Annotated in this window: 17 protein-coding genes; 5 read left to right on the plus strand and 12 right to left on the minus strand. The window is 69.3% G+C overall.

Annotation, left to right across the window (positions count from 1 at the left end; genetic code table 11):
• Positions 1–64 precede the first annotated feature (64 nt).
• Positions 65–1,099, plus strand: coding sequence for an ATP-dependent DNA ligase (locus tag DY023_RS10565; protein ID WP_116242303.1), 1,035 nt, complete (start codon positions 65–67; stop codon positions 1,097–1,099).
• Between the two features lie 108 nt (positions 1,100–1,207).
• On the opposite strand, the gene DY023_RS10570 is transcribed toward DY023_RS10565, so the two are convergent.
• The 6 genes from DY023_RS10570 to DY023_RS10595 form a co-directional block, all read right to left on the minus strand.
• Positions 1,208–1,681: a nitroreductase family deazaflavin-dependent oxidoreductase gene (locus DY023_RS10570; protein ID WP_245958664.1), complete on the minus strand. Its 474-nt coding sequence runs from the start codon at positions 1,679–1,681 to the stop codon at positions 1,208–1,210.
• Positions 1,674–2,720 (minus strand): non-homologous end-joining DNA ligase, encoded by a 1,047-nt coding sequence (gene ligD / locus DY023_RS10575; protein ID WP_116242305.1) that lies wholly within the window; start codon positions 2,718–2,720, stop codon positions 1,674–1,676. Before ligD ends, DY023_RS10570 begins: the two co-directional genes overlap by 8 nt.
• A 38-nt stretch (positions 2,721–2,758) precedes the next feature.
• Positions 2,759–3,826, minus strand: a complete 1,068-nt coding sequence (locus DY023_RS10580; protein ID WP_181905807.1) for a biliverdin-producing heme oxygenase — start codon at positions 3,824–3,826, stop codon at positions 2,759–2,761.
• 80 nt (positions 3,827–3,906) lie between these two features.
• Positions 3,907–5,043, minus strand: a complete 1,137-nt coding sequence (locus tag DY023_RS10585; RefSeq protein ID WP_116242306.1) for an SseB family protein — start codon at positions 5,041–5,043, stop codon at positions 3,907–3,909.
• A gap of 22 nt (positions 5,044–5,065) precedes the next feature.
• On the minus strand, positions 5,066–7,501 hold the full coding sequence (locus DY023_RS10590; protein ID WP_116242307.1) for an ATP-dependent helicase: 2,436 nt from the start codon (positions 7,499–7,501) through the stop codon (positions 5,066–5,068).
• A 52-nt stretch (positions 7,502–7,553) separates the two neighbouring features.
• The gene (locus tag DY023_RS10595) at positions 7,554–8,540 is read right to left on the minus strand and encodes a glycerophosphodiester phosphodiesterase family protein (RefSeq protein ID WP_116242308.1); all 987 of its coding nucleotides are present in this window, start codon (positions 8,538–8,540) and stop codon (positions 7,554–7,556) included.
• 100 nt (positions 8,541–8,640) lie between these two features.
• Here DY023_RS10595 and DY023_RS10600 point away from each other — a divergent pair, with 100 nt between their 5' ends.
• On the plus strand, positions 8,641–9,555 hold the full coding sequence (locus DY023_RS10600) for a Bax inhibitor-1/YccA family protein (RefSeq protein WP_116242340.1): 915 nt from the start codon (positions 8,641–8,643) through the stop codon (positions 9,553–9,555).
• A 53-nt stretch (positions 9,556–9,608) separates the two neighbouring features.
• Here the strand turns inward: DY023_RS10600 and DY023_RS10605 are convergent, their stop codons facing one another.
• Both DY023_RS10605 and DY023_RS10610 read right to left on the minus strand, forming a co-directional pair.
• Positions 9,609–10,892: an RNA polymerase sigma factor gene (locus DY023_RS10605; protein WP_245958665.1), complete on the minus strand. Its 1,284-nt coding sequence runs from the start codon at positions 10,890–10,892 to the stop codon at positions 9,609–9,611.
• A complete protein-coding gene (locus DY023_RS10610) occupies positions 10,879–11,304 on the minus strand; it encodes a YciI family protein (RefSeq protein ID WP_116242341.1) in 426 nt (141 codons plus the stop codon). The genes DY023_RS10605 and DY023_RS10610 overlap by 14 nt, the downstream gene beginning before the upstream one ends.
• Positions 11,305–11,410: 106 nt before the next feature.
• On the opposite strand from DY023_RS10610, the gene DY023_RS10615 reads away from it, so the two are divergent.
• Positions 11,411–12,073 carry a DNA alkylation repair protein gene (locus tag DY023_RS10615; RefSeq protein ID WP_116242310.1) on the plus strand — a complete coding sequence of 221 codons (663 nt, stop codon included), beginning with the start codon at positions 11,411–11,413 and terminating at the stop codon, positions 12,071–12,073.
• 107 nt (positions 12,074–12,180) lie between these two features.
• Here DY023_RS10615 and DY023_RS10620 read toward each other — a convergent pair whose 3' ends face one another.
• The gene (locus tag DY023_RS10620) at positions 12,181–13,119 is read right to left on the minus strand and encodes an L-lactate dehydrogenase (protein ID WP_116242311.1); all 939 of its coding nucleotides are present in this window, start codon (positions 13,117–13,119) and stop codon (positions 12,181–12,183) included.
• A 126-nt stretch (positions 13,120–13,245) separates the two neighbouring features.
• Between DY023_RS10620 and DY023_RS10625 the strand changes: the two genes are divergently transcribed.
• Positions 13,246–15,186 (plus strand): TPM domain-containing protein, encoded by a 1,941-nt coding sequence (locus DY023_RS10625; protein ID WP_181905809.1) that lies wholly within the window; start codon positions 13,246–13,248, stop codon positions 15,184–15,186.
• A gap of 283 nt (positions 15,187–15,469) precedes the next feature.
• Positions 15,470–16,168, plus strand: coding sequence for an HAD family hydrolase (locus tag DY023_RS10630; protein WP_147303288.1), 699 nt, complete (start codon positions 15,470–15,472; stop codon positions 16,166–16,168).
• 95 nt (positions 16,169–16,263) lie between these two features.
• On the opposite strand, the gene guaA is transcribed toward DY023_RS10630, so the two are convergent.
• The 3 genes from guaA to DY023_RS10645 form a co-directional block, all read right to left on the minus strand.
• Positions 16,264–17,850, minus strand: coding sequence for a glutamine-hydrolyzing GMP synthase (guaA, locus tag DY023_RS10635; RefSeq protein ID WP_116242314.1), 1,587 nt, complete (start codon positions 17,848–17,850; stop codon positions 16,264–16,266).
• On the minus strand, positions 17,847–18,332 hold the full coding sequence (locus tag DY023_RS10640; RefSeq protein WP_116242315.1) for a DUF3817 domain-containing protein: 486 nt from the start codon (positions 18,330–18,332) through the stop codon (positions 17,847–17,849). Before DY023_RS10640 ends, guaA begins: the two co-directional genes overlap by 4 nt.
• Before the next feature lie 112 nt (positions 18,333–18,444).
• On the minus strand, positions 18,445–22,719 hold the full coding sequence (locus DY023_RS10645; RefSeq protein WP_116242316.1) for an ExeM/NucH family extracellular endonuclease: 4,275 nt from the start codon (positions 22,717–22,719) through the stop codon (positions 18,445–18,447).
• Positions 22,720–22,831 lie beyond the last annotated feature (112 nt).

Raw genomic sequence — 22,831 nt, forward strand, 5'->3', positions numbered from 1 at the left:
CCCCGCCGACCCCGCAGATCTTGACCCCTCGTGGGATGACGGCAGACAGGCCAGGATGGTGACCATGTACGAGATCCCCGCGCCGATGCTCGCCAAGGCCGCTGCGGCCGTGCCCGATCCCTCGAAGACGCCGATGCTGTTCGAGCCGAAGTGGGACGGCTTCCGCGGGCTGATCGCCTGGGACGGCGAGAGCCTCGAGATCGGGTCGCGCGGCGCGAAGCCGCTGACGCGCTACTTCCCCGAGCTGGTCGAGCAGCTCCCGGGCATCCTGCCGGGGCCGTGCCTGCTCGACGGCGAAATCGTCGTCGCGACCGGACCGGCCGGCGCGCAGCGCCTGGACTGGGAGGCGCTCAGCCAGCGCATCCACCCGGCCGCCTCTCGCGTCGCGAAGCTCTCCGTCGAGACGCCGGCGATGTTCATCGCTTTCGACCTGCTCGCCGAGGGCGACGACGACCTGCAGCGGCTGTCGTTCCGCGAGCGGCGTGCACGCCTCGAGCGGATGCTGGCGGATGCGACCGACCCCCTGCATCTGACGCGCACCACCGACGACCGCGCGATCGCCCAGCGCTGGCTCGAGGAGTTCGAGGGCGCAGGGCTCGACGGCGTCGTCGCGAAGCCTCTGGACGATCCGTATGCGCCGGGAAAGCGCACCCTGATCAAGATCAAGCACGCTCGCACGGCCGACGTCGTCGCCCTCGGCTACCGGGTGCACAAGAGCGGATCCGGCGTCGGCTCGCTGCTCGTGGGCCTGTACGGGGATGACGGTGTCCTGCGTCAGGTCGGCGGCGTCGCCGCCTGGAGCGACGCGATGAGGCAGCAGCTGGTCGAGGATCTGGAGCCGCTCGTGGAGCGGGATGCCGAGGGGGCGGCCGTCACCGGAGAGGGCGAGCGCTCCCGGTTCAGCGGCGCGAAGGACGTCTCCTTCGTGCGGCTGCGACCCGAGCGGGTGCTCGAGGTGAAGTACGACCAGCTCGAGGGGGCGCGATTCCGGCACACCGTGCAGTTCGCTCGGTGGCGCCCTGATCGGGATGCCTCCTCCTGCACCTACGACCAGCTTGACACTGTGGCAGGGTACGACCTCGCGGACGTGCTGACCTGAGCGCCTTGGTGTGCCACGGGTCCTGAGCGAGCGAAGCGAGACGAAGGGCGCTCAGGACCCGAGGAACCGCACCCTGAGCGAGGAGCGCAGCGACGAGACGAAGGACGCTCAACGGCCCGTACGCGGCGGCGTGAACTCGACGATCGGGATCTCGGCCTCTCCCCCGGCGGCGTAGTCCATCGCCGCGCTGAGGTGCTTCCAGGCGTCCGGATGCTCGGCCGCGTAGACCTTCAGCCGCGCCGCGGACTCCTCGGCGTCGAGCATTCGCACCGCGGCCCGCGCCCGGCGCGCGTGACCGGTGCTGAGATAGGCGACGCCGTTGGCCTGCAGGTTGCGGTACCACTGCGCCTTCCGGCCGAACCCGGATGCGACCCGGATCACGTTGTGCTCGCGCTCCACGACCTCGACGACCACGAACCGGCGCTGGTGGGATTTCCTGCCGAGGTGCTCGATCATCACGAGGCGGTCGCCGAAGATCCAGCCGAAGCCCGCACGGTACAGGCCGATGGGCGCGCGCACCAGCCAGGGTGTCGCCAGCATCCGAGCGACGAGCCTGTCCATGAAAGCGGTGTGCTCAGGCATCGTTCTCCCAGTTCGCGGCGACCTTCTTGCTCGGCTGCACCCGGGGCGGCTCTCCCGGCATCTTGGGGAACTCCGGCGGGAACGGCAGCTCCCCCAGCCCGTTCTCCGCATCGCGGTCCCACCACTGCAGGAGGGTGTCGATCCGCCCCGGTGCGTCCTGCATCCCGGCCCACGGGTCGCCGACCTCGGCGAGCCTGGCGGGGATGCTGCGCACGGTGAAGCGCTTCGGGTCCAGGTCGTCGAGCTCCTCCCAGTGGATCGGCGTGGACACCGGCGCGCCGGGCAGCGCTCGTGGGCTGTAGGCGCCGGCCATGGTGCGGTCGCGATTGGCCTGGTTGAAGTCCACGAAGATGCGCTCGCCGCGCTCCTCCTTCCACCAGTTCGTGGTCACCGCCTCCGGCATCCGCCGTTCCAGTTCGCGCCCGGTGGCGATGACCGCGTGACGCACGGTGAGGAACTCCCACTCCGGCGCGATCGGGCAGAACACGTGCAGACCGCGGTTGCCGCTGGTCTTGATGAACGGCTCGAGATCCGCCTCGCGCAGGACGGCGCGCAGCTCTCGTGCGGCGACGATCGCCTCTGCCATGCCCGTGCCGGGCTGCGGATCCAGGTCGATGCGCAGTTCGACCGGGTTGTCGGTGTCGGCCGCGAGCGATGCCCACGGGTGAAACACGATCGTGTTCATCTGCACGGCCCACACGATCGCGCTGGTGCGGTTCAGCACGATCTGCGGATGCCTGCGACCGCTGTTGTACGTGCACATCACGGAGTCGACGAAGTCGGGCGTGCCCTTCGGCGGGTTCTTCGAGAAGAATCCCTCGCCGCCGATGCCGTCGCGGAACCGCTCCAGTGACACCGGCCGGTGGCCGTTGGCGTTCAGGAACGCCGCGGAGACCGTCTGCACGTAGTCGGCGTACTCCGCCTTGGTGATGCCACCGCCGCCCTCGTCCGGCCAGACCACACGGTTCGGACTGGACAGTCCGATCTGCCGTTCCCCGTCGGTGTCGGTCACGGTCAGCGTCACGCGCTCAGAGGCCATGTTCCGAGACTAGGACGCCGCGCCGACGAGCGGAACCGTCAGGCGAGGGCGCGGGCGCGCCCGAGGTCCACGAAGACCTCGGTGTTGAACCGGTAGGCCGCGCGGACCTCGTCGAGCATGCGGGCGCGCTCATCGGCGTCCAGCGTCGCGCCGAAGGCGTCGAGCACGCGGCGGTACATGTCCTTGAAACCACCCAGGTCGCCGAGCGTGGAGAAGTCGTAGAACGACACGCCTTCTCCCCCGAACTGACCGGACACCCGGCGCGCGATGGCCTGACCACCGGAGAGGTCACCGAGGTAGCGGGTGTAGTGGTGGGCGAGGATGCCGGCGATCCAGCCCTGCTCCGCGAGTTCGTCGATCCGCGCGGCATACGCGGTGGTCGCCGGGACGGCCTCGATCGCGTCGCGCCAGTCCGCGCCGATCAGTGCCTCGAGGTCGCTGATGAGCGCATCGCGTCGGATCAGCTCGGCCGGGTGCACCGCCGCGAGCAGCGGATCGGCGGCCAGCAGAGCGGATGCCCGCTCCAGCGCCTCGTACATGAACCAGTGCTGCACGACCAGCTGCGCGTAGTCGGTGCGGGTGCCTCGTCCGCGCATGATGTCGGCCATGAAGTCGGCGCCCTCGCTGTCACCATGGTCGCCCCAGGTGGCCTCGCGCAACTCGCGGGCGAAGCCGGCGGTCTCCCGCGCGTCCGTTCCGTGGGCACCGTGCGGGCGGGAGGCGCCGTGCAGGTGGGAGGCGCCGTGCGGGTTCCCCTGCTCACCGTGATGCGCATGCTGGCCGTGCTGCCCCGCGAGGTGGGTCGGATGCTGCTCCTCCGCGCGAGGCTCGACACCCAGCTCGCGGCAGGCGGCGCGGTACAGCTCGACGGCGGCGCGGCGGATGTCCCGCCGTTCGGCGATCTCGATCGGCCAGGCGACCGTGACCTCCCTTGAGCCGCCGGGCACGTCCGCCTGCCAGCGACCGCCTGTGCCATCCAGTCCGATCATCGCGGCACCGGTCGCCTCCGGCACCCCGAAGGCGCGGACGATGATGAGATTGTCATCGGAGTGGTCACCGTTCATGTGCGCGGTGACGGCGTCGATCACAGTGTCGTCGATGAGCATGCGTCCGCCATTCGTGAATGAGGTAAGGCTAACCTTCATTCAACCACGGGAACGCGGCGACCGGATACCAGCAGAGTCGGTCAGTCGTCGCCCAGATCGACGGCGAGCACCAGCACAGGACCGAGCGCGTCGCGCTCGACGGCCAGCGAGGGTCCGGCCGAGTCGACGACCACGCCGTCGAGCTCGGTGTGGCTGCTGAGCACCTTCGCGAGCTGCTCCGGCTCGAAGGGCATCGGGCGGTCGTTCCGGCCCAGAGCGACCACTTCGAGCGGGTGCGAGAACACCTGGAGGAATCGCTTGCCGTCGGCGGTGTGCGCCTCGGCGATGCCGACGGGCGCCCCGGTCGAGCCGTCACTCACCGCGACCCAGACCTTGGTCTTCGCCAGCGCCTCCCCGACCCGCGCCGCGGTGTCGGGCTGACGGGGCGCGGAGACCAGGCCCTTGATCGCCATGGCCGGGTCGCTCTGGCTCATGGCCTGCTGCAGCAGCTCGGTCGGGAACACGACGCGATGCGGCGCAGACGCGTTGTCGATGATGATGCCGGTGAACCCGCCGTCGATCACCTGCTGGTAGATCAGCGCGACCGGCTGTGCCATCGCAGAGGTGGCGGAGGGGTCCTCCTCGGTCTCGACCGCGGCGCGCAGCGCCGCGCCGGAGGTGAACGCCAGGAGGAACGACTTCTCGTCCTCGCGGATCACAGCGACCGACAGCGACTGTCCGCTGTTGATCTGCTCGCTCGCGTCGCCGTGGACGCGCAGGTACAGGTGCCCCTGCATCGACTGGCGCATCACGCCGAGCAGTTCCTCGTTGCTCGCGCCCTCTGCGATCTCGGCGAGGGCCTCACGCAGCAGAACGTTGTCCTTCAGGCCCTCAATCGTGTGGGTGTCCTCCGGCGGCAGCGCTGAGGCGAGCGGAAGGCGGGGCTTCTCGGTCTCGACGACGTTGACCGTGGCCTCACGGCGTGGACGAGGGGCCGCCTGCGCCACGGGACGGTCGGCATCGCTGCCCGCAGCCCGCTCGTCGACGGGTGCCGCGATTTCGGGACCGGCGTCCGCTCCGACCCCTCGGAATGCCTGCACGGAGATGCCGACGGTCGGAACGGCTTCCTCGACCGGTTCCGGCGCGGCGATGTCCTCGACGGGAGCGCCCGGGACCGGAGCATCCTCTTCGACGGTGGAGGGATCTGCAGTCTTCTTGCGGCGGGAGAACAGGGCCATATGTGTCAGCCTAACCGCGTAATCAGAGCTTGACGATCGGGGCGATCTTGATCAGCAGCTTCTTCTGCCCGGCCGCGTCGAACCGCACGTGGGCGATGCGCTTGGCTCCCTCACCGGTGACCGCCTCGATGCGCCCCTCGCCGAAGTCGTCGTGCCGGATGCGGTCGCCGGGCACGAGTTCCAGGTCGCCGTTGTCGCGCACCTTGGCGGTGACCTTGTTCGGGAACCGGTCCATCGCGGTCGACAGCGGCGTCAGGCGCTTCTCCAGCGGCTGCGCGGCGAACCGGTCGCGGCCGCCGCCGCCCTGTCTGCGCGCGTTCAGAGCGCGCGACTGCGTCCCACCGCGGGAGTTCACGTCGCCAGGCGACTGCCGCCAGTCGATGAGCTCGGCCGGGATCTCCTGCAGGAACCGGCTCGGCATCGCCACGGACACCTCACCGAACTGCGCGCGGGTCATCGCCAGCGACAGGTGCAGGCGCTTGCGCGCGCGGGTGAGGCCGACGTAGAACAGCCGGCGCTCCTCCTGCGGCCCACCCGGTTCGCCTGCGGAGATGCGGTGCGGGATGAGGTCCTCCTCGACACCGGTCACGAACACCGCGTCGTACTCCAGACCCTTCGCGGTGTGCATCGTCATCAGCGAGACCGTGCCCGACTCGTCGTCGAGGTCGTCGGCGTCCGAGACCAGCGCGACCTCGGTGAGGAAGTCGACCAGCGTGCCGTCCGGGTTGTTCCGCGCGAAGTCGCGTGTCACGGCGACGAACTCGTCGAGGTTCTCGAGCCGTGCTTCGTCCTGCGGGTCGCGGCTGCGGCGCAGCGAGTCGAAGTAGCCGCTCTTCTCGAGCAGCAGCGAGAGCCCCTCCGCCACGGAGGTCGCCGAGGGGACCTCGCCGGAAGCCGGCAGCATGATCGCCGTCGCCTCGGTGAGCACCTGGTCGAGCTGCCCGATCGCGGCCTGCAGCTTCGGGCCGACCCCGAGCTGCGAGGGGTGCGACAGCGCCTCGCGGAATGTGATCCCCTGTTCCTCGGCGAAGCGCGCGATCGCCGTCTCGGTGACATCGCCGATGCCGCGCCGCGGCTTGTTCAGGATGCGGCGCAGCGCCATCTCGTCGGAGGGATTGGCGACCGAGACCAGATAGGCCAGCGCGTCCTTGATCTCGGCGCGCTCGTAGAACTTCGTGCCGCCCATGATCTTGTACGGCACTGCGGCGCGGATGAAGATCTCCTCCAGCGCACGGGACTGCGAGTTCGTGCGGTAGAACACGGCCATCTCGGAGTACGGCATGCCCGCGCGGCGCAGCGCCTCGACCTCGTCGGCCACGAACTGCGCCTCGTCGTGCTGCGAGTACCCGGTGAAGCCGACGATCTTCTCGCCGTCGCCCTTGTCACTCCAGAGCTTCTTGTCCTTGCGGTCGAAGTTGTTGCCGATCACGGCGTTGGCGGCCGAGAGGATGTTCTGCGTCGAGCGGTAGTTCTGCTCGAGCAGCACGACCTTCGCGCCGGGGAAGTCGCGCTCGAACTCGCTGATGTTGCGGATGTCGGCACCGCGGAAGGCGTAGATCGACTGGTCGGAGTCGCCGACGACGGTCAGCGACGCGCCGGCCTCGGCACCGGTCCCCGAGCCCGGCGTCGTCTCGGGCTCGAAGATCATCATGCCGTTCGAGGCATACGGCTCGGGCGCCTCGCCCTGCACCGGCCTGGTGAGCTCGTGGATGAGCGCGTACTGGGCGTGGTTGGTGTCCTGGTACTCGTCAACGAGGATGTGGCGGAAGCGGCGCCGGTACGTGTCGGCGACATGCGGGAACGCCCGGAACAGGTACACCGTCTGCCCGATGAGGTCGTCGAAGTCGAAGGCGTTCGCCTTCTGCAGCTGCCGCTGGTAGTCGGCGAAGATCTCGGTGAACAGGCGCTCCGCCGGGTCGTTCATGTTCGCGTCACGGGCGTAGGACTCGGCATCCTGCAGCTCGTTCTTGAGCTTCGAGATGCGGCCCTGCACGGATGCCGGGGTCAGGCCGTAGGCGTCGGCCTCGTGCTCCTTGACCAGCCGCTTGATGAGGGCGCGCGAGTCGCCGGAGTCGTAGATGGTGAAGTTCTGCGTGAAGCCGAACTGCCCCGCCTCGCGGCGCAGGATGCGCACGCAGGCGGAGTGGAAGGTCGAGATCCACATGCCGCGCGCGGCATCGCCGACCAGGGCGCCGACGCGCTCGCGCATCTCACCGGCCGCCTTGTTGGTGAACGTGATCGCCAGGATCTGGCTCGGCCACGCCTCCCTGTTGCGCAGCAGCAGTGCGATGCGGCGGGTGAGCACGCTGGTCTTGCCCGACCCCGCGCCCGCGACGATCAGCAGCGCGGGGCCGCGGTGCGTCACCGCGTCGAGCTGCTGCGGGTTGAGCCCTGCGAGCAGGTCGTCGGAGGCCTGAGGGCCGGCGGAGGCGGGAACGATGAGTGGAGCTTCGGTCATGGCACTTCGAGTCTAGGCGCGGCCACGGACAGCGACTCGGCGAGCCTTCGGCTCAGCGACGGAAGAACGCGACCCCGAGATCCGGATGATCGACGAACACGCCGTCCACGCCGGTGCGGGCGATGACGTCCCACTCGGCCTCGTACTCGCCGAACGCCGCCTTGCCGCCGGGACCGCGGTACGCGGGGTCCAGGAACTTGTTCTCCGGCCGGCAGGTCCAGGTGAACACGCGCAGCCCCCTGGCGTGCGCTCGGTCGACGAGGACTGAGTCACGGCCCAGCAGCATCCGCTTGCTGACGCTGATGCCGTCGACGGAGCCGACCAGCCGATCGAGACCCTCCGGCTCCACCTCGGAGCGATAAGTGGGGGCCGCGCGCCCCAGCGCTGCGATCTGGTCGAAGGGCTTGCCGCTCGCCTCGATGAGATAGATGTACGACGCGGCGATGCCCTGCTCGCGCAGCCGCTGCAGCACGGTCCGTTCGAACGACTCGACGATCAGCGGCAGTTCGCCGTCTGCCCAGCCGGCGACGCGCAGATCGCGCACGATGAGCGGCACGAGATCGAGCCCGATCCCCTCGAAGTACGTGGCGTGCTTGATCTCCAGTACGACGCCGATCTCGCGACCGTGCTCGATGGAGCCCTCCCGCACGAGATCGAGCAGATCCGTCAGGCGCAGGATCGGCTGCGCATCGTCGAAGCTGGCGCTCGAGGGCCGCAGTCTCGGCAGCCGCTCGCGGGTGCGCAGCGTGCTCAGCTCGTCCCAGGTGAAGTCCTCGGTGAACCATCCGGTGAGCGACTCGCCGTCGACCTTCTTCGTGGTGCGGCGGTCCGCGAACTCCGGATGCTCGGCGACGTCCGTCGTGCCCGAGATGTCGTTCTCGTGCCGGACGACCAGAACCCCGTCCCGCGTGGCGACGATGTCGGGTTCCACCGCGTCGACTCCCATCGCGAGCGCGAGCTCGTAGGAGGAGCGGCTGTGCTCGGGCCGGTAGCCGGGTGCACCGCGGTGACCGATGACGAGCGGAGATCTTCTGACCACGCTTTCAGCGTAAAGCACCCCGTTCATAGGGATTCTCCGTAGACTTATGGGACACCGACCGATCCCTCGGGACCGATCCCCCTCAGGAGTGATCCGCACCATGAGCAGCAACTTCGCCTTCAACAACCCGGCGTTCCAGCAGCAGGACCCGCGCAAGGCCGCCACGTACCCCGGCGCGCCGCAGGGCACCTACGCGCCGCCGCCCGCTCCGACCGCGGCCCACGCCGGTGTGGATGCTGCGGCGAACGCGCAGCTCGAGGGCATGTACGCCGCGCCGTCGGCCGGTGCCATCGAGACCGACCGGATGACCGTCGAGGACACGGTCTGGAAGACCGTCGGCCTCTTCGCGATCCTGCTGGTCACCGCGGCCGTCGGCTGGATCTGGACGATGTCCAGCCTGAACCCGATCACCGGTGATGTCACGCTGATCCCGTGGATGGTCGGTGCGCTCGGCGGTTTCGTGCTCGCCATGGTTGTCACGTTCACCTCGCGCAAGAAGGTCCGCCCCGGGCTGATCTTCGGCTACGCGGCCTTCGAGGGACTTTTCGTCGGCGCCATCTCGGCCTTCTTCGAGACGATGTGGCCGGGCATCGTCGTCCAGGCATCGCTCGCCACGTTCTCCGTCGTCGGCGTGACCCTGGCGCTGTTCGCCAGCGGCAAGATCCGCGCCTCCGCGAAGATGACCAAGATCGTCATGATCGCCATGCTCGGCTACCTGGTCTTCTCCGTCGTGAACCTCATCCTGATGTGGACGAACGTCCCGATGGCAGCCGGCGCCTTCGGCATCTACAGCATGAAGGTCGCAGGCATCCCGCTCGGTCTGATCATCGGCATCCTCGTCGTCTTCATGGCGGCATACTCGCTGGTCCTCGACTTCGACCAGATCCAGCAGGGCGTGCGCAACGGCGCGCCCCGCAAGTACGGCTGGCTCGGCGGCTTCGGCATCATGGTCACCGTCGTGTGGCTGTACGTCGAGATTCTGCGCATGATCGCGATCCTGCGCGGTAACAACTGACCTGATCACGCGAATGGGCCGCTCTCCCGGGAGAGCGGCCCTTTTCCGTTTCCTCAGCCGCGAGCCTTCGCCTCGAGCAGGGCGCGCTCGCGGTCGTTGCCGGCGAGACGCGCCGCGACGGCGAACTCGCTGCGCGCCTCCTCGGTGCGGCCCAGCCGCAGCAGCAGCTCCGCACGCGTCGCCGGCAGCAGGTGGTAGCCGCGCAACGCCCCCTCCTCCGAGAGCCGGTCGATGATGCGCAGGGCGTTCGCGGGTCCGGTCGCCATCGCCACGGCGGCGGCTCTGTTCAGCTCGACCACCGGCGAGGGGGCGATGCGACCCAGCGCCTCGTAGAGCAGCACGATGCGCTCCCAGTCGGTCTCGTCGACGGATGCCGCCACGGCGTGGCATTCGGCGATCGCGGCCTGCAGAGCGTACGGTCCCCGGCCGCGGCCGAGTGCGTCGGTGCGAGCCAGCGCCGCGCGTCCACGCGCGATCGCCCCGCGGTCCCAGCGCCGACGGTCCTGGTCCGCGAGCAGGATCGGGTCGCCGTTCTGATCGACACGAGCGGGGAAGCGCGCCGCAGTGAGCTCCATGAGCGCGACGAGACCGTGCACCTCGGGTTCACGAGGCGTGATCTCGGCCAGGACGCGGGCCAGCCGGACGGCCTCGCGGGCCAGGTCCGGACGCATCCAGTCGTCGCCGGCACTGGCCGCATGCCCCTCGTTGAAGATCAGATAGAGCACGCCGAGGATCGCGCCCAGGCGCTCGGCGTACTCCTCTCGCGGCGGCACCTCGAACGGCACGTTCGCCGCGCCGAGGGTTTTCTTCGCCCGCACGATGCGTTGCTGGACGGTCGCGACGGGCACGAGGAACGCCCTGGCGATCTCCTCGCTGGACAGACCGCCGACCACGCGGAGGGTGAGCGCGACCCGCGCCTCGCGCGAGAGCACCGGGTGACAGGCGACGAAGATCAGCCGGAGCACGTCGTCGTCGATCGCGTCCGGGTCCCAGGGCACGCCCTGCGCGGACTGCTCCTGCTGTTCCCATTCGAGGTCATGCGCGATCACGGCGAGACGCTCGTCGTAGCGCTCCCTGCGCCGCCAGCCGTCGATCGCACGGCGCTTCGCCACCGTGGTCAGCCAGGCCGCCGGATTGCTGGGGATGCCGGCATCCGGCCATTTCTCCAGCGCCTCCGCCAAGGCGTCCTGGGCGAGGTCCTCGGCGAACGCGAAATCGCCCGTCATCCGGGTGAGCGTGGCGACGATCTTCGCCGACTCGATGCGCCAGACCGCGGCGACGGCGCGCTCCGCGGATTCGCGGGAGCACACCGTCGCGGCATCCTCAGCTCTGGGCACGGCGCTCGTTCTCCTCGCGCCAGCCGGCCTCCTTCTGGATCCACTCGTTGTCCTGCGGGAAGTCGGAGAGCTCCGTGACGCGGCGCACCTCGAGATACGCGCCGGGCCCGAGCGGCGCACGCTTGGCCCATTCCGCGGCCTCCTCACGGCTCGACACCTCGATGATCCAGAAGCCGTTGAACAGCTCCTTGGTCTCGCCGTAGGGTCCGTCGGTGACCAGCGGAGCCTCGGCCGAGAAGTCCACGACGAAGCCCTCCTCGGCATCCGTCAGTCCCTCGCCGCCGATCATCACTCCGGCCTTGAGCATGGACTCGTTGTACTTCCCCATCGCCTCGATGACCTGCTCGAACGGGATGTCCTGGTATGCCTCGACGCCGGCGTCGTCCGCGCGCATGATGAGCATGTACTTCATGATGATCTCCTCGATCTCGGGGCCGTCTCTCGACCCTCTCATTCAGGACGTCGAACGAGAAGAGCACCGATCGACATCGGCGCAGAATTCTTTCTAGGATTTCCGGATGAGCATTGTCGGCGAGATCCGCGACGCCCTGCAGGATGCCGCGGATCCTGCGCTGGCGCCCGGCCAGCAGGCGTACATGAAGTCCGTGATGCCGTTCCTCGGCGTGCGGGTTCCGGAGGTGCGCAGACTCGTGCGCGAGGTCGCGCGGCAGGAGAAGGATGCCGGGGCGCTGCGCACCGCGGCCCTGGAACTGTGGCGAGAGGCCGCGCATCGCGAGGAGCGGTACGCCGCGCAGGCACTGATGGCGCTGCCGCCGATGCGCGGCCGGTTCGACCTGCTGGACGTGCACGAGGAGATGGTGCGCACCGGGGCGTGGTGGGACCACGTCGACGAGGTGGCGCACCGGCTCGCCGACCTGCTCGACGCGCATCCCGCCGAGATGGGAGTGGAGCTGCGGGTGTGGTCAGGCGATGAGGACTTCTGGATGCGCCGGGTCGCGATCATCGCCCAGCTGGGCAGGAGGGATCGGGTGGACCGCGCGCTGCTGACGGATGCGATCGAGCCGAACATCGCCGACCCGGAGTTCTTCATCCGCAAGGCGATCGGGTGGGCGCTGCGCGATCTGGCCAAACGGGATCCGGACTGGGTGCGGGACTTCGTCGCGCAGCATCCGGCCCTCTCGCCGCTGTCGCGGCGCGAGGCGCTCAAGCACCTCGGCTGACGGCCCACGCAGCCTCTCTCTGACTGCTCCGGTCTCATCGGTTGCGGGTGTGCCAGGGGTCCTCACCCACAACGAGTGAGACCGGAGCGTCGTGAGCGGCGGGCCCGTCAGCCGAGGGCGTCCAGCGACGCGCGGATGGCGGCGGCGGATGCCCGGAGCTTCGCCTCCTCGGCATCCGTCATCGGCATCCCCGCGACGGGGACCGCGCCGGACGCGCTGACGACGGATGGCAGCGACAGCGCGACCCCGTCGATGCCGTGCTCGCCGCTCAGCAGCGTCGAGACCGGCAGCACGGCATGCTCATCGCGGATCACAGCTTCGGCGATGCGCGCCGCGCTCACACCGATCGCCAGGTTGGTGGCCCCCTTGCCGCGGATCACCGTGTACGCGGCATCCCGCACGTCGACCGCGATCCGGTCGAGCTCGTCGGGTGTGAACTGTTGCTCGGATGGCCAGTCCAGGATCGGCACAGGGCCGATGGTCGCGTTGGACCAGACCGGGAACTGGCTGTCGCCGTGCTCACCGACGATGTCCGCGTGCACGCTGGCAGTGCTCACGCCCGCGCGCTGGGCGAGCCGCCAGCGCAGTCGCGAGGTGTCGAGCACGGTGCCCGAGCCGAAGACGCGATGCGCGGGCAGCCCGGTGATCCGCTGCGCGACGACGGTCATCACGTCGGCGGGGTTGGTGACGATGATGAACACGGCGTCGGGGGCGTGCTCGAGCAGCCCCGGCATCAGGCTCTGCAGGATCCGCACGTTCGTGCCGGCGAGCTCCATGCGCGTCTGTCCCGGCTGCTGCTTGGCGCCGGCGGTGACGATGACGACATCGCTGCCGTCCACGACGGACAGGTCGGAACCACCGCTCACGGATGACGAGGTGAACTGCGTGCCGTGTGCGAGGTCGAGCACCTCGGCATCCACCTTCTCTGTGGCGATGTCGTAGAGTGCGACCTCGGCCGCGCTCCCGCGGATCAGCGCCGCGTACGCGACGCTGACTCCGACTCCGCCAGCACCGATCACGGAAAGCTTCGTGCGTCCTCTGCTCATGCCACCATCCTGCCGGAGCCGCCGGGTGCGCGGCATCCATCGATTCCGTGAAATCCGGATGCCGCATCGCGACGTGCCAAGATGGGCCGGACGGCGTTTCGGGTGGAGGGCTTGATGAAGAACCGGATGCGACGTGCTGCTGTCCTGACTGCAGCGCTGCTGGGCGGGATTCTTGCCGGACCGGCACTGTCTGCGGGCGCGCAGACCCCGCCCGACCTCGATTCCGGGTACGTGAGCGACTTCTCCGATGTGCTCTCAGATGCGCAGGAGACGCGGCTCGAGAAGCGCCTCGGCGAGCTGGCATCGTCTGACGGACTGCCGGAGCTGTACGTGGTGCTGGTACCCGACTTCGCGGAGCCGTCGAACGCGCTCGCCTGGGCGGATGCGACGGCGCTGCGCAACAACCTCGCGCCCGACCAGTATCTGCTCGCGATAGCGACCGAGGGGCGCAGCCTCGCGATCTCCGCGGAGTACGGCGGCGATGCCGTCGCAGCCGGCCCGCTGTCCGAGGATCGCGTGCTGCAGATCGAGGACGACCTCGGTTCGCGCTATCTCGCCGATGATGACTGGGCCGGCGGCATCGGGTTCGTCGCGGACGAATTCGCGAAGGCGCCACTGCCCTGGTGGGTGTGGGTGCTGGGCATCGCCGGCGTCGGCCTGGTGATCGTCGTCGTCACGCAGCTCGTGCTCCTGGTGCGGCGTCGGCGCGCGCTGGCCGCCGAGCTGCGCACACTGGAGGGACAGAAGAAGACTGCGGCCCGGCGTCTGGTGCAGACCGACGAAGCCGTGCGCACCAGCGAGCAGGAGCTCGGCTTCGTGACCGCGGAGTTCGGCGAGGAGACGACCGCCTCGTTCACAGCACTGCTCGCCGACTGCCGCGCGCGGCTGCAGGAGGCGTTCCAGCTGCTGGAGAAGCTGCAGGATGCGGAGGAGGACTCCACCGCCGAGACCAGGGAGTGGACGAACACGATCCTCCGGCTCTGCGTCGAGGTCGACGACGACCTCGACGGTCGACGGCAGGAGCTGGCATCGCTCCGCGCGCTGGCTGAGGGAGCGGCCGACACCCTGGCACGTCTGAGGACGGCCCGCGCGGATGCGGCGACCCTGCAGAGCGAGGCAGCCGATCGCCTCGCGTCGCTCGCGGCGGCCTTCGCCCCGGCGGATCTGATCGGCGTCGTGGACAACGCGGATCAGATCGGCGGCCGGCTGCAGGCGGCGGATGTGCAGCTCGAGGCACTGCAGAGGGCTGTGGATGCCCGCAAGCCGAAGGCGATCACCGACGCGGTGCACGAGGTCGAGCGGCTGCTCGCCGAGGCGAAGGAGCTGCGGAGCGCCATCGAGGCCCAGGCGGATGCCCTCTCGGCGCGCAGCGCGTCGTCGGCTGCCGCCGCGTCCACGTTGGAGCAGGCGACGACGGCCGTGCGCGCGGCCGAGGCCTCGGTGCAGGCGCGGCCGGGCGGGGTCAGCGCGTTCACCCTGTCGCGCCTGAACGCCGCTCAGCGGCTGCTCGCCACGGCCGCAGCGGCATCGGATCCCGATGCTGCGCAGCGCCACGCCGCATCCGCCCTCGCCACCGCCGAACAGGTGCAGAGTCTCATCGGCGAGGCCGCTCCGGAGAGGGGTCGCTTCGTCCGGTCGGCCGCATCCACGCATCCGGCGGACGACGGGGCCGTCATGTACGACACCGCCGTCAGCGCGGCTGCCCGGGAGTCGTCCTGGCAGAACTATGTCGGTGAGGATGACACCGACGGGATGGGCGGCAAGGCCGTCGCGGGAGGGCTCAGCGGCGGCGTCATCGGGCTCTTTGGCGGCATGGCCGTCGGCGAGGGGAACCCGGGGGCGGTCGCGATGTTCGTGATCGGCGGCGCCGTGCTCGGGGCCCTCCTCGGCGCGTTCGGCAGTTCCGGTGGAGGCGGCGGCTCTTCCTCGGGCTGGGGCGGGTCGTCGGGCTCGTCGTCGCGACGCTCGTGGAGCAGCTCCTCACGCTCGTCGCGCAGCTCGTCCAGCCGATCCTCGAGCCGCTCCTCGAGCCGCTCCTCCGGCCGTTCCGGCGGCCGCCGCTTCTGATCGGCCCCGTCCTCCCTTGCAGGTGGCGGACCATTCTGCAGATGGCGGACGACACACCGTCGTCTCCACCGCCATCCGCAGATCGATCCGCCATCCGCGAGGCGTCCCATCGCCGCCCGTACTCTCCACAGCCCGTGTTCAGACCGGACCTCCCGCACGCACCGGCCCATCCGTTTGCGGGCGGCGGATGAATCTGCAGATGGCGGACAACACACCGGCGTCTCCACCGCCATCCGCAGATCCGTCCGCCATCTGCGAGGTGTCAGCTGTCTAGGCTGGGGCGGTGGGCGGACGGCGAGTGGTGTTCTGGGACTTCGACGGCACGCTCGCCGTGCGTGAGGGCATGTGGTCTGCGGCCGTCGTCGACGCACTGCGATCAGTGGATGCCGGCATCACGATCGACGCGGAACTGATCCGTCCGCATCTGCGCAGCGGATTCCCCTGGCACCAGCCCGAGGTCGTCACCTCTCCCCCGCTCACGGCGGATGCCTGGGCGGCGCGCCTCGCACCGGTGTTCGACCAAGCCCTGCGGGCACAGGGTGTGCCCGCAGATGTCGCATCCGCAGCATCCGCTCGGGTGCTCGACGAGTACTACCGCGTCGGGCCGTGGCAGGTGATCGACGGGGCACTGGACGCGCTACGGCAGACGGCGGATGCCGGATACGACAACGTCATCCTGAGCAACCACGGCCCCGCTCTGCCGGAACTCGTCGATGCCCTCGGTCTGTCAGCCCTGGTGTCTCTGACGATCACGAGCGCAGCGGTCGGCATCGAGAAGCCGAACCCGCTGCTGTTCGCGCACGCGCTGCGCGTGGCGGATGCCGGCGATGACACCTGGATGGTCGGCGACAACCCGATCGCCGACGTGGCAGGCGCCGAGCGCGCCGGCATCCGCGCCCTCCTCGCCGACGGCGTCTATCCCGACTCGCGCGGCCTCACCGTCCTCCAGGCCGCGCACCGCATCACCGCGCCCGGCGACTGACCGCGCAGCGCTCTTACTCCCCCCGCCAATGCCTTCCGCCCCCATGCCGAAGGCATGAGGGCGGAGCGATCATCGCGAAGCGGGAGACTGCGAGCTCACTCCCACTCGATCGTTGCCGGCGGCTTCGACGTGACGTCGAGCACGACCCGGTTGACCTCGCTCACCTCGTTGGTGATGCGGTTCGAGATCTTCGCCAGCACGTCGTACGGCAGGCGCGTCCAGTCCGCCGTCATGGCGTCCTCGGACGAGACCGGGCGCAGCACGATCGGGTGCCCGTAGGTGCGGCCGTCGCCCTGCACGCCGACCGAGCGCACGTCGGCGAGCAGCACGACAGGGCACTGCCAGATGGTCTGATCGAGACCGGCGAGGGTGAGCTCCTCGCGGGCGATCGCGTCGGCCTCGCGCAGCACGTCGAGGCGCTCGCGGGTGACCTCGCCGATGATGCGGATGCCGAGGCCGGGGCCGGGGAACGGCTGGCGGCCGACGATCGCCTCGGGAATGCCGAGCTCGCGGCCGATCGCGCGGACCTCGTCCTTGAACAGGGCGCGCAGCGGCTCGATCAGCTCGAAGTCGAGGTCGTCGGGCAGACCGCCGACGTTGTGGTGCGACTTGATGTTGGCGGTACCCGATCCTCCACCGGACTCGACGACGTCGGGGTACAGGGTGCCCTGCACGAGGAACTTGACCTTCTCGCCCGAGGCCTTGGCCTCTTCGACGAGATCGCGCTGCACCTGCTCGAACGCGCGGATGAACTCGCGGCCGATGATCTTTCTCTTCGTTTCCGGGTCGGTTACGCCCGAGAGGTGACCGAGGAACGTGTCGGCCGCGTCGACGGTGATCAGGCGGACGCCGGTGGATGCCACGTAGTCGCGCTCGACCTGCTCCCGCTCGCCCTTGCGCAGCAGGCCGTGGTCGACGAAGACCGCGGTGAGCTGATCGCCGATGGCCTTGTGCACGAGTGCGGTCGAGACCGCCGAGTCGACACCGCCGGAGAGGGCGGAGATGACACGGGCGTCGCCGACCTGCTCGCGGATGCGCTCGATCTGCTCGGCGATGACGCTGTCGCTGTTCCAGTCGGCGGCGAGACCGGCGCCCTTGTGCAGGAAGTTCTCGATCACGGCCTGACCGTGGTCCGAGTGCTTCACCTCGGGGTGCCACTGCACGCCGTAGAGGTGGCGCTCCTCGTTCGCGAACGCCGCGACCTTGGTCGACGGGGTGGTCGCCAGCACGTCGAAGCCCTCAGGAGCGCGGGACACCTGGTCGCCGTGGCTCATCCAGACGTTCTGCTCGGTCGGCTCGCCGCCGAGCAGCGTGCTCCCGTTGACCGGGATCATCGCGTCGGTTGCTCCGTATTCGCGCAGACCGGTGTTCGCGACCTCGCCGCCGAGGGTCTGCGCCATGTACTGGAAGCCGTAGCAGATGCCCAACGTCGGAACGCCCAGGTCGAACACGGCCGGGTCGAGCTTCGGCGCGCCCTCTTCGTAGACCGACGACGGACCACCGGAGAGGATGATCGCGACCGGGTTCTTCGCGGCGATCTCCTCGGCCGTGGCGGTGTGCGGCACGATCTCGCTGTAGACGCCGGCCTCGCGCACGCGGCGCGCGATGAGCTGGGCGTACTGAGCGCCGAAGTCGACGACGAGCGCCGGGCGCTGCGCGGTGTCAGGGGTCTGGTCGGTCACCGGATGCCTTCCGTGGTGGGAGCGGGAGCTGAGGCGGCGGCATCCGCCGCTTCGCGGGTTGCCAGGTGGGCCCGCACGTCGCGGGCGACGCGGGTCTCCATGAAGAACGAGAGCAGCGGGATGACTCCGCCGAGGGCGAGCATGATGAACCGCGGGAACCGCCAGCGCATCAGGCTCCACATGCGGAAGCATGCGAAGAGGTACACCACGTAGAACCAGCCGTGCGCCACGAGGATGCCGAGCGAGAGGTTGAACCCGTCACCGGTGGAGATGAGATCGCCGTCCGGCCCCTCCACCACGGGTGCGAACCACAGCAGTCCTCCGGAACCGCCCGCGAAGAGCTCGAGATGGATCGGCGTGTACTTCAGCACCATCTCGGCGACCAGCAGCAGCAGCATGACGCCGGTGATGATGGAGGCGACCTGGTAGAACTTCAGCGCACCGCGGATCGCCGGGAAGCTGGCGACTTTCGGTTCGGGCATGAGTCCATTCTAGGCGAGGCGCACGAAACGGCGATCCGGGCCGAGAAGCCGCCCGCGACCGACGAGGGCCGCCGGGATCACTCCCGACGGCCCTCGCCCTGCCTGCGCCGGCTCAGCCGAAGGTCAGCGGCAGCGTGACCGCCGCGCCGACATCCGGGGTGACCGTGAGCGCCTTGCCCGCGGCGCCCGCCGGCACCGTGAAGGTGAACGTCGCCTTGCCGACCTCGTCGGTGGTGTCGACGATCGCGGTGTTCACCGAGGCCGTGCCCAGCTGCGTGTCGCCGATGGCGAAACTCACCGCGGTCGGCTTCTGCTCGCCCGCGCTGAAGGACAGCGACGAGAGTGCCACGGTGACCTGCTGTCCGGCCTGGTAGCTGTCAGCCGCCGGCGTCACCGTCGCTCCGACCGCGCGCTGGGCGAGATCCGGTACGGCGGCGGATGCGGCGTCCGCCGCGTTCGCGGCGAACCAGTCCACCATCGACTGAAGGTCGATCTTGCCGGTGTCGGCCTTACCCGTGCCGGCGGCGAGGGTGGTGAAGTTGTCTCCGCCCGCTGCGAGGAACGAGTTCGCCGCGACGGTGTACGACGCCGCAGGGTCGATCGCCGTGCCGTTGAGCGTGATCGAGGTGATGCGGGCGCCCTTCGCGGCCGACGGGTCGTACGTGTAGGTCAGCCCCTTCGACACGCCCAGCTTCAGGAACGGCCGGCTCGCGCCGTCCGGCTGCCACTGCTCCTCGAGCACCGACTTAAGCTGCGCGCCCGTGAGCTGCAGCGTCACCAGCGTGTTGGCGAACGGCTGCACCGTGGCCGCCTCGCGATAGGTGACGTTGCCGTCCGGGTCGGACGCACCCGACGATGCGAAGGCGAGATCGGCGCGGATGCCGCCGGGGTTCATCAGCGCGAGGTCCGCACCGGTGGCCCACTGCTGCACGTCCGCGACGAAGTTGCCGATCGTCGACTCGCCGCCGCGGTTCTCCTTGCCGTCGCTCTGGCGCGCACGCGTGAAGCCGGCCGAGATGTTGCCGACCTTGACGGCGCCGAGCACGTCGGCCTCCTTCTTGGCGGCCGCCACGATCGCCTGCACCTCGGGGTCGGCCGGGTAGCGACCGGCCAGCGGCCGGATCTCGTTCTCGATCGACAGCAGCTCGACCTTGTTCTTCTTGACCTCGAACTGCAGGCTCATCACCCCGAGGTTCTCGCCGTACTGGCCCGCCGAGACGACCGGACGGCCGTCGATGACGTGGTTGTACGCCAGGTGGGTGTGCGCCGAGACGATGGCATCCACGTCGTCGTCGACGCCGTAGACGATCTCGCCCAGCGCGGAGTCGGGCGTGATGCTCGACGCGTCGGTGGTCGTGGCGCCCTCGTGCACGAGCAGGATGACCACGTCTGCCTCGCCGTTGCCGTCCTTGCCGTCGGTGAGGTCGTCGGCGACGTCGTTCACGGAGTCGACGATGCTGCGGACCTCGAGGTCCTTGATGCCCTCGGGCGAGACCAGCGAGTCGAGCTCCTCGGTCACGGCGCCGACGAAGCCGACGCGCACGCCGTCGAGCTCCTTGACCCAGGCGGGCGCCAGAGCAGGCTCACCCGTCTCGGTGACGAACACGTTCGACGAGATGTACTCCCAGTCCGCGCGGTCCTGCACACGGTCGCGCAGATCCTCCCAGCCCTGGTCGAACTCGTGGTTGCCCGCGGCGCTGACATCGAGACCGGCCGCGTTGAGCGCGTCGATCGTCGGGTTGTCGTCGTTGATGAAGGACGTGAACGTCGAAGCACCGATCAGGTCACCGGCGGCGGCGAAGATCGTGTTCGGGTTCTCGTCGCGCACCTGCTCGACCGCACCGGCGAGCACAGCTGCACCCGCGCTGGCACCGTCGGCCTCGATCCGCCCGTGGAAGTCGTTGATCGTGGCGATGCTGATGCTCACCGGCACGTCCTTCGCCTTCTGGGCGATGCCGACGAGGATCGGGTCGTGGTCGCTGGAACGGTAGGGCGTTCCCGCCTCGGTGGCCCCGAACGCGTAGCCGCGGTCGCTCCACTCCGGAGAGTTGATGCCCCAGACGCCGGCGCCGGTGATCGAGGCCTTCAGCGAGGGCGAGGCGATCACGTGGTCGAGCGAGCCGAGCTCGCCGTCGAACGTGTAGGTGTACTGGCCGGCGGTCTTGTCCGCCACCAGGTCGCTCCAGCCCGCGTCGGTGAAGACGTCGATCGGGTCCTCCTCGCTGTATGCGTTGAAGTCTCCGATCAGCAGCATGTCGTCGCTGCCGCTGGTCTTCGCCAGCTGGTCGGTGAACTTCAGCACCGACTTCGCCTGCTCCACGCGCTCGGCGTTGAACCGGCCCTGGCCGTCGGCCGGCTCCGCTCCGTCGCCGCCCTTGGACTTGAAGTGGTTGGCCACGATCGTGAACGTGCGGTTCTTGTACTTGAAGGTCTGCGCGATCGGCTCGCGGGCGATGTCCCACACGCTCTCATCGCTGATCGTCGAGCTCTGACCGACGGTCTTGACGGCCTTCTTCTTGTAGATGATGGCGTTCTTGATGTAGTCGGTGGTCGCCGCGTCCGCCAGCGCCTTCGGCGTCGGCACGTAGGCCCACACCTCGCTGCCCGCTGCGGCGTTCAGTCCGCTCACGAGATCGGCGAGCGCCGTGTCGACGGGCTTGCCGAACTTGGCCGAGTTCTCGATCTCCATGAGCGAGACGATCTCGGCATCCAGCCCGCCTATCGCCGCGACGATCTTCGACTTCTGGATCGCGAACTGCGCGGCATCCTCCGCACCGCGCGCGTCCTCGTTCTCGCTGCTCAGCGTCGTGAAGTAGTTGTAGACGTTGAACGATGCGACCTGCAGGTCGCCGCCCACCTCGGGAGCCTCGGTGCGCGGATTCTTCGACGTGAACGAGACCGCCGCGGGCGAGTCGCTGTTCAGCGGAGTCGCGGGCTGCAGCCGCCAGTCGTTGAAGCCGTACTGCAGCACGAACGCGCTGTCGCCGAAGTCGACGGCGTCGCCGTTCCGCACCACGACGTCCTCGGTGAAGTAGGGCTGGTCGCCCGGGTGCGCCTCGTTGCCGATCTGGATGCTGTAGCCGTCGTCGAGCAGGATGCGGTCGGCGCGGTTGGCCGCAGCGATCGCGTCCGCCGCGGCGCCGGGCTGCTTCAGCTCTGTGCTCTTGACGTTCAGGACACCGGGGTTCAGCCACAGCGTGCCGTAGTTGTACAGCTGGTGGCTGGAGGCGACCAGGTAGTCGCCTGCGGGGGCGACGAGCATGTTCTCGTACGCCTCGCGCGCGGAGCCGACGACCGAGGTCGCCAGCGGCGCGGGCTTCGGCGTGCCGACGCCCGGCGTCACGACCGTGACCCCGGCAGCGTCCTTCGGGGTGATCTGGGTCTGCCCGTAGTACTCGCCGACGACGCCGGTGACCGAGACGAGGTCGCCGATCGCGCCGGGGACGGTCTTGCCCTTGAGGTAGACGAAGACGCCGTCGGATGCACCGGGAGTGGCGTCCTTGTCGCCGCCGGAACCGGCGGTCTGGATGACGATCCCGTCATACCCACCCGTGCGGTGGTCGGCGGTGATGACGCCCTCGACGCTGACGTTCTGGCCGTCCATCGCGGCCTTGTCGGCGGTGCCCTGCACCTCGGCGATCGTGGCCTTCACCGATGGCTCGGGGTCGGTGCCCGGGTCGGTCTGCCCGCCGGAGCCCTGCGGGGTGATCGTCGCCGACAGCGAGAAGTCCTTGCTGTTGTCGTCGCTGTCGGCACCGTTCGTGCGGTTCAGCGACTTGACGTCCTGGTTGCTGCTCGCGCCGGTGGCAGCAGCGGTCTCGAACGTGTTCGTCGGCTCGGCGCTCTTGGCCTGGTATCCGAGCAGGTCGACGACGTCCGCGTTCCCCGTGACCGATCCCGTGGGCAGAGCGATGGCGGACGTGCCCTTCACCAGTGCGAGCGTGCCCTTCGTGCCGCTCGGGCTCAGCTTGCCGCTGCCGTCGATGTCGGGGGCGGGCAGTGCGGCGCCGTTCGCTCCGTTGCTGTTGCCCGAGACCAGGAAGTACCCCTTGGCGGGGATCGTCCCGGTGAGGGGCACCACGCCGTTGGAGTTCCCCGTGCCCGTGGCCGAGCGGTACTGGATCGACATGCCGTCGAGCTTCACCGGCGCGGACGTCGGGTTGTAGAGCTCGACGAACTTGTTCTTGAACGCCGCTCCGTCGCTGCCGCCGGACAGGTAGGCCTCGTTGATGACCACCCCCGTCCCGGTCGTGTCGGCGAAGGCGGGCGTCGCGGCGATCGAGCCGAAGCTCAGGGCGACCGCTGCGGATGTGACGAGGGCGCACGTACGCCCCCTCCTGCGCGGGACGGGGACCTGGCGGTTCCCGTCATCGGGGGCGGACATCATCAGTGCTGTCTCCTCGGGTCAAGCGGCGGTTCTCGTGGAACCGCCGGTCGCGTGCGCCGGGCTGCGCACGCGCATGACAGAGACACTAGGCCTTGCCGGGGACATTCCTCAA

Origin of the sequence: Microbacterium bovistercoris (assembly GCF_003387575.1) — a bacterium.
GTDB lineage: Bacteria > Actinomycetota > Actinomycetes > Actinomycetales > Microbacteriaceae > Microbacterium > Microbacterium bovistercoris.

Coding starts and splice junctions, on each gene's coding strand:
- DY023_RS10565 (WP_116242303.1), top strand. CDS start 65: ATGTACGAGATCCCCGCGCCGATGCTCGCCAAGGCCGCTGCGGCCGTG.
- DY023_RS10570 (WP_245958664.1), bottom strand. CDS start 1,681: ATGCCTGAGCACACCGCTTTCATGGACAGGCTCGTCGCTCGGATGCTG.
- ligD (WP_116242305.1), bottom strand. CDS start 2,720: ATGGCCTCTGAGCGCGTGACGCTGACCGTGACCGACACCGACGGGGAA.
- DY023_RS10580 (WP_181905807.1), bottom strand. CDS start 3,826: ATGCTCATCGACGACACTGTGATCGACGCCGTCACCGCGCACATGAAC.
- DY023_RS10585 (WP_116242306.1), bottom strand. CDS start 5,043: ATGGCCCTGTTCTCCCGCCGCAAGAAGACTGCAGATCCCTCCACCGTC.
- DY023_RS10590 (WP_116242307.1), bottom strand. CDS start 7,501: ATGACCGAAGCTCCACTCATCGTTCCCGCCTCCGCCGGCCCTCAGGCC.
- DY023_RS10600 (WP_116242340.1), top strand. CDS start 8,641: ATGAGCAGCAACTTCGCCTTCAACAACCCGGCGTTCCAGCAGCAGGAC.
- DY023_RS10610 (WP_116242341.1), bottom strand. CDS start 11,304: ATGAAGTACATGCTCATCATGCGCGCGGACGACGCCGGCGTCGAGGCA.
- DY023_RS10615 (WP_116242310.1), top strand. CDS start 11,411: ATGAGCATTGTCGGCGAGATCCGCGACGCCCTGCAGGATGCCGCGGAT.
- DY023_RS10620 (WP_116242311.1), bottom strand. CDS start 13,119: ATGAGCAGAGGACGCACGAAGCTTTCCGTGATCGGTGCTGGCGGAGTC.
- DY023_RS10625 (WP_181905809.1), top strand. CDS start 13,246: ATGCGACGTGCTGCTGTCCTGACTGCAGCGCTGCTGGGCGGGATTCTT.
- DY023_RS10640 (WP_116242315.1), bottom strand. CDS start 18,332: ATGCCCGAACCGAAAGTCGCCAGCTTCCCGGCGATCCGCGGTGCGCTG.
- DY023_RS10645 (WP_116242316.1), bottom strand. CDS start 22,719: ATGATGTCCGCCCCCGATGACGGGAACCGCCAGGTCCCCGTCCCGCGC.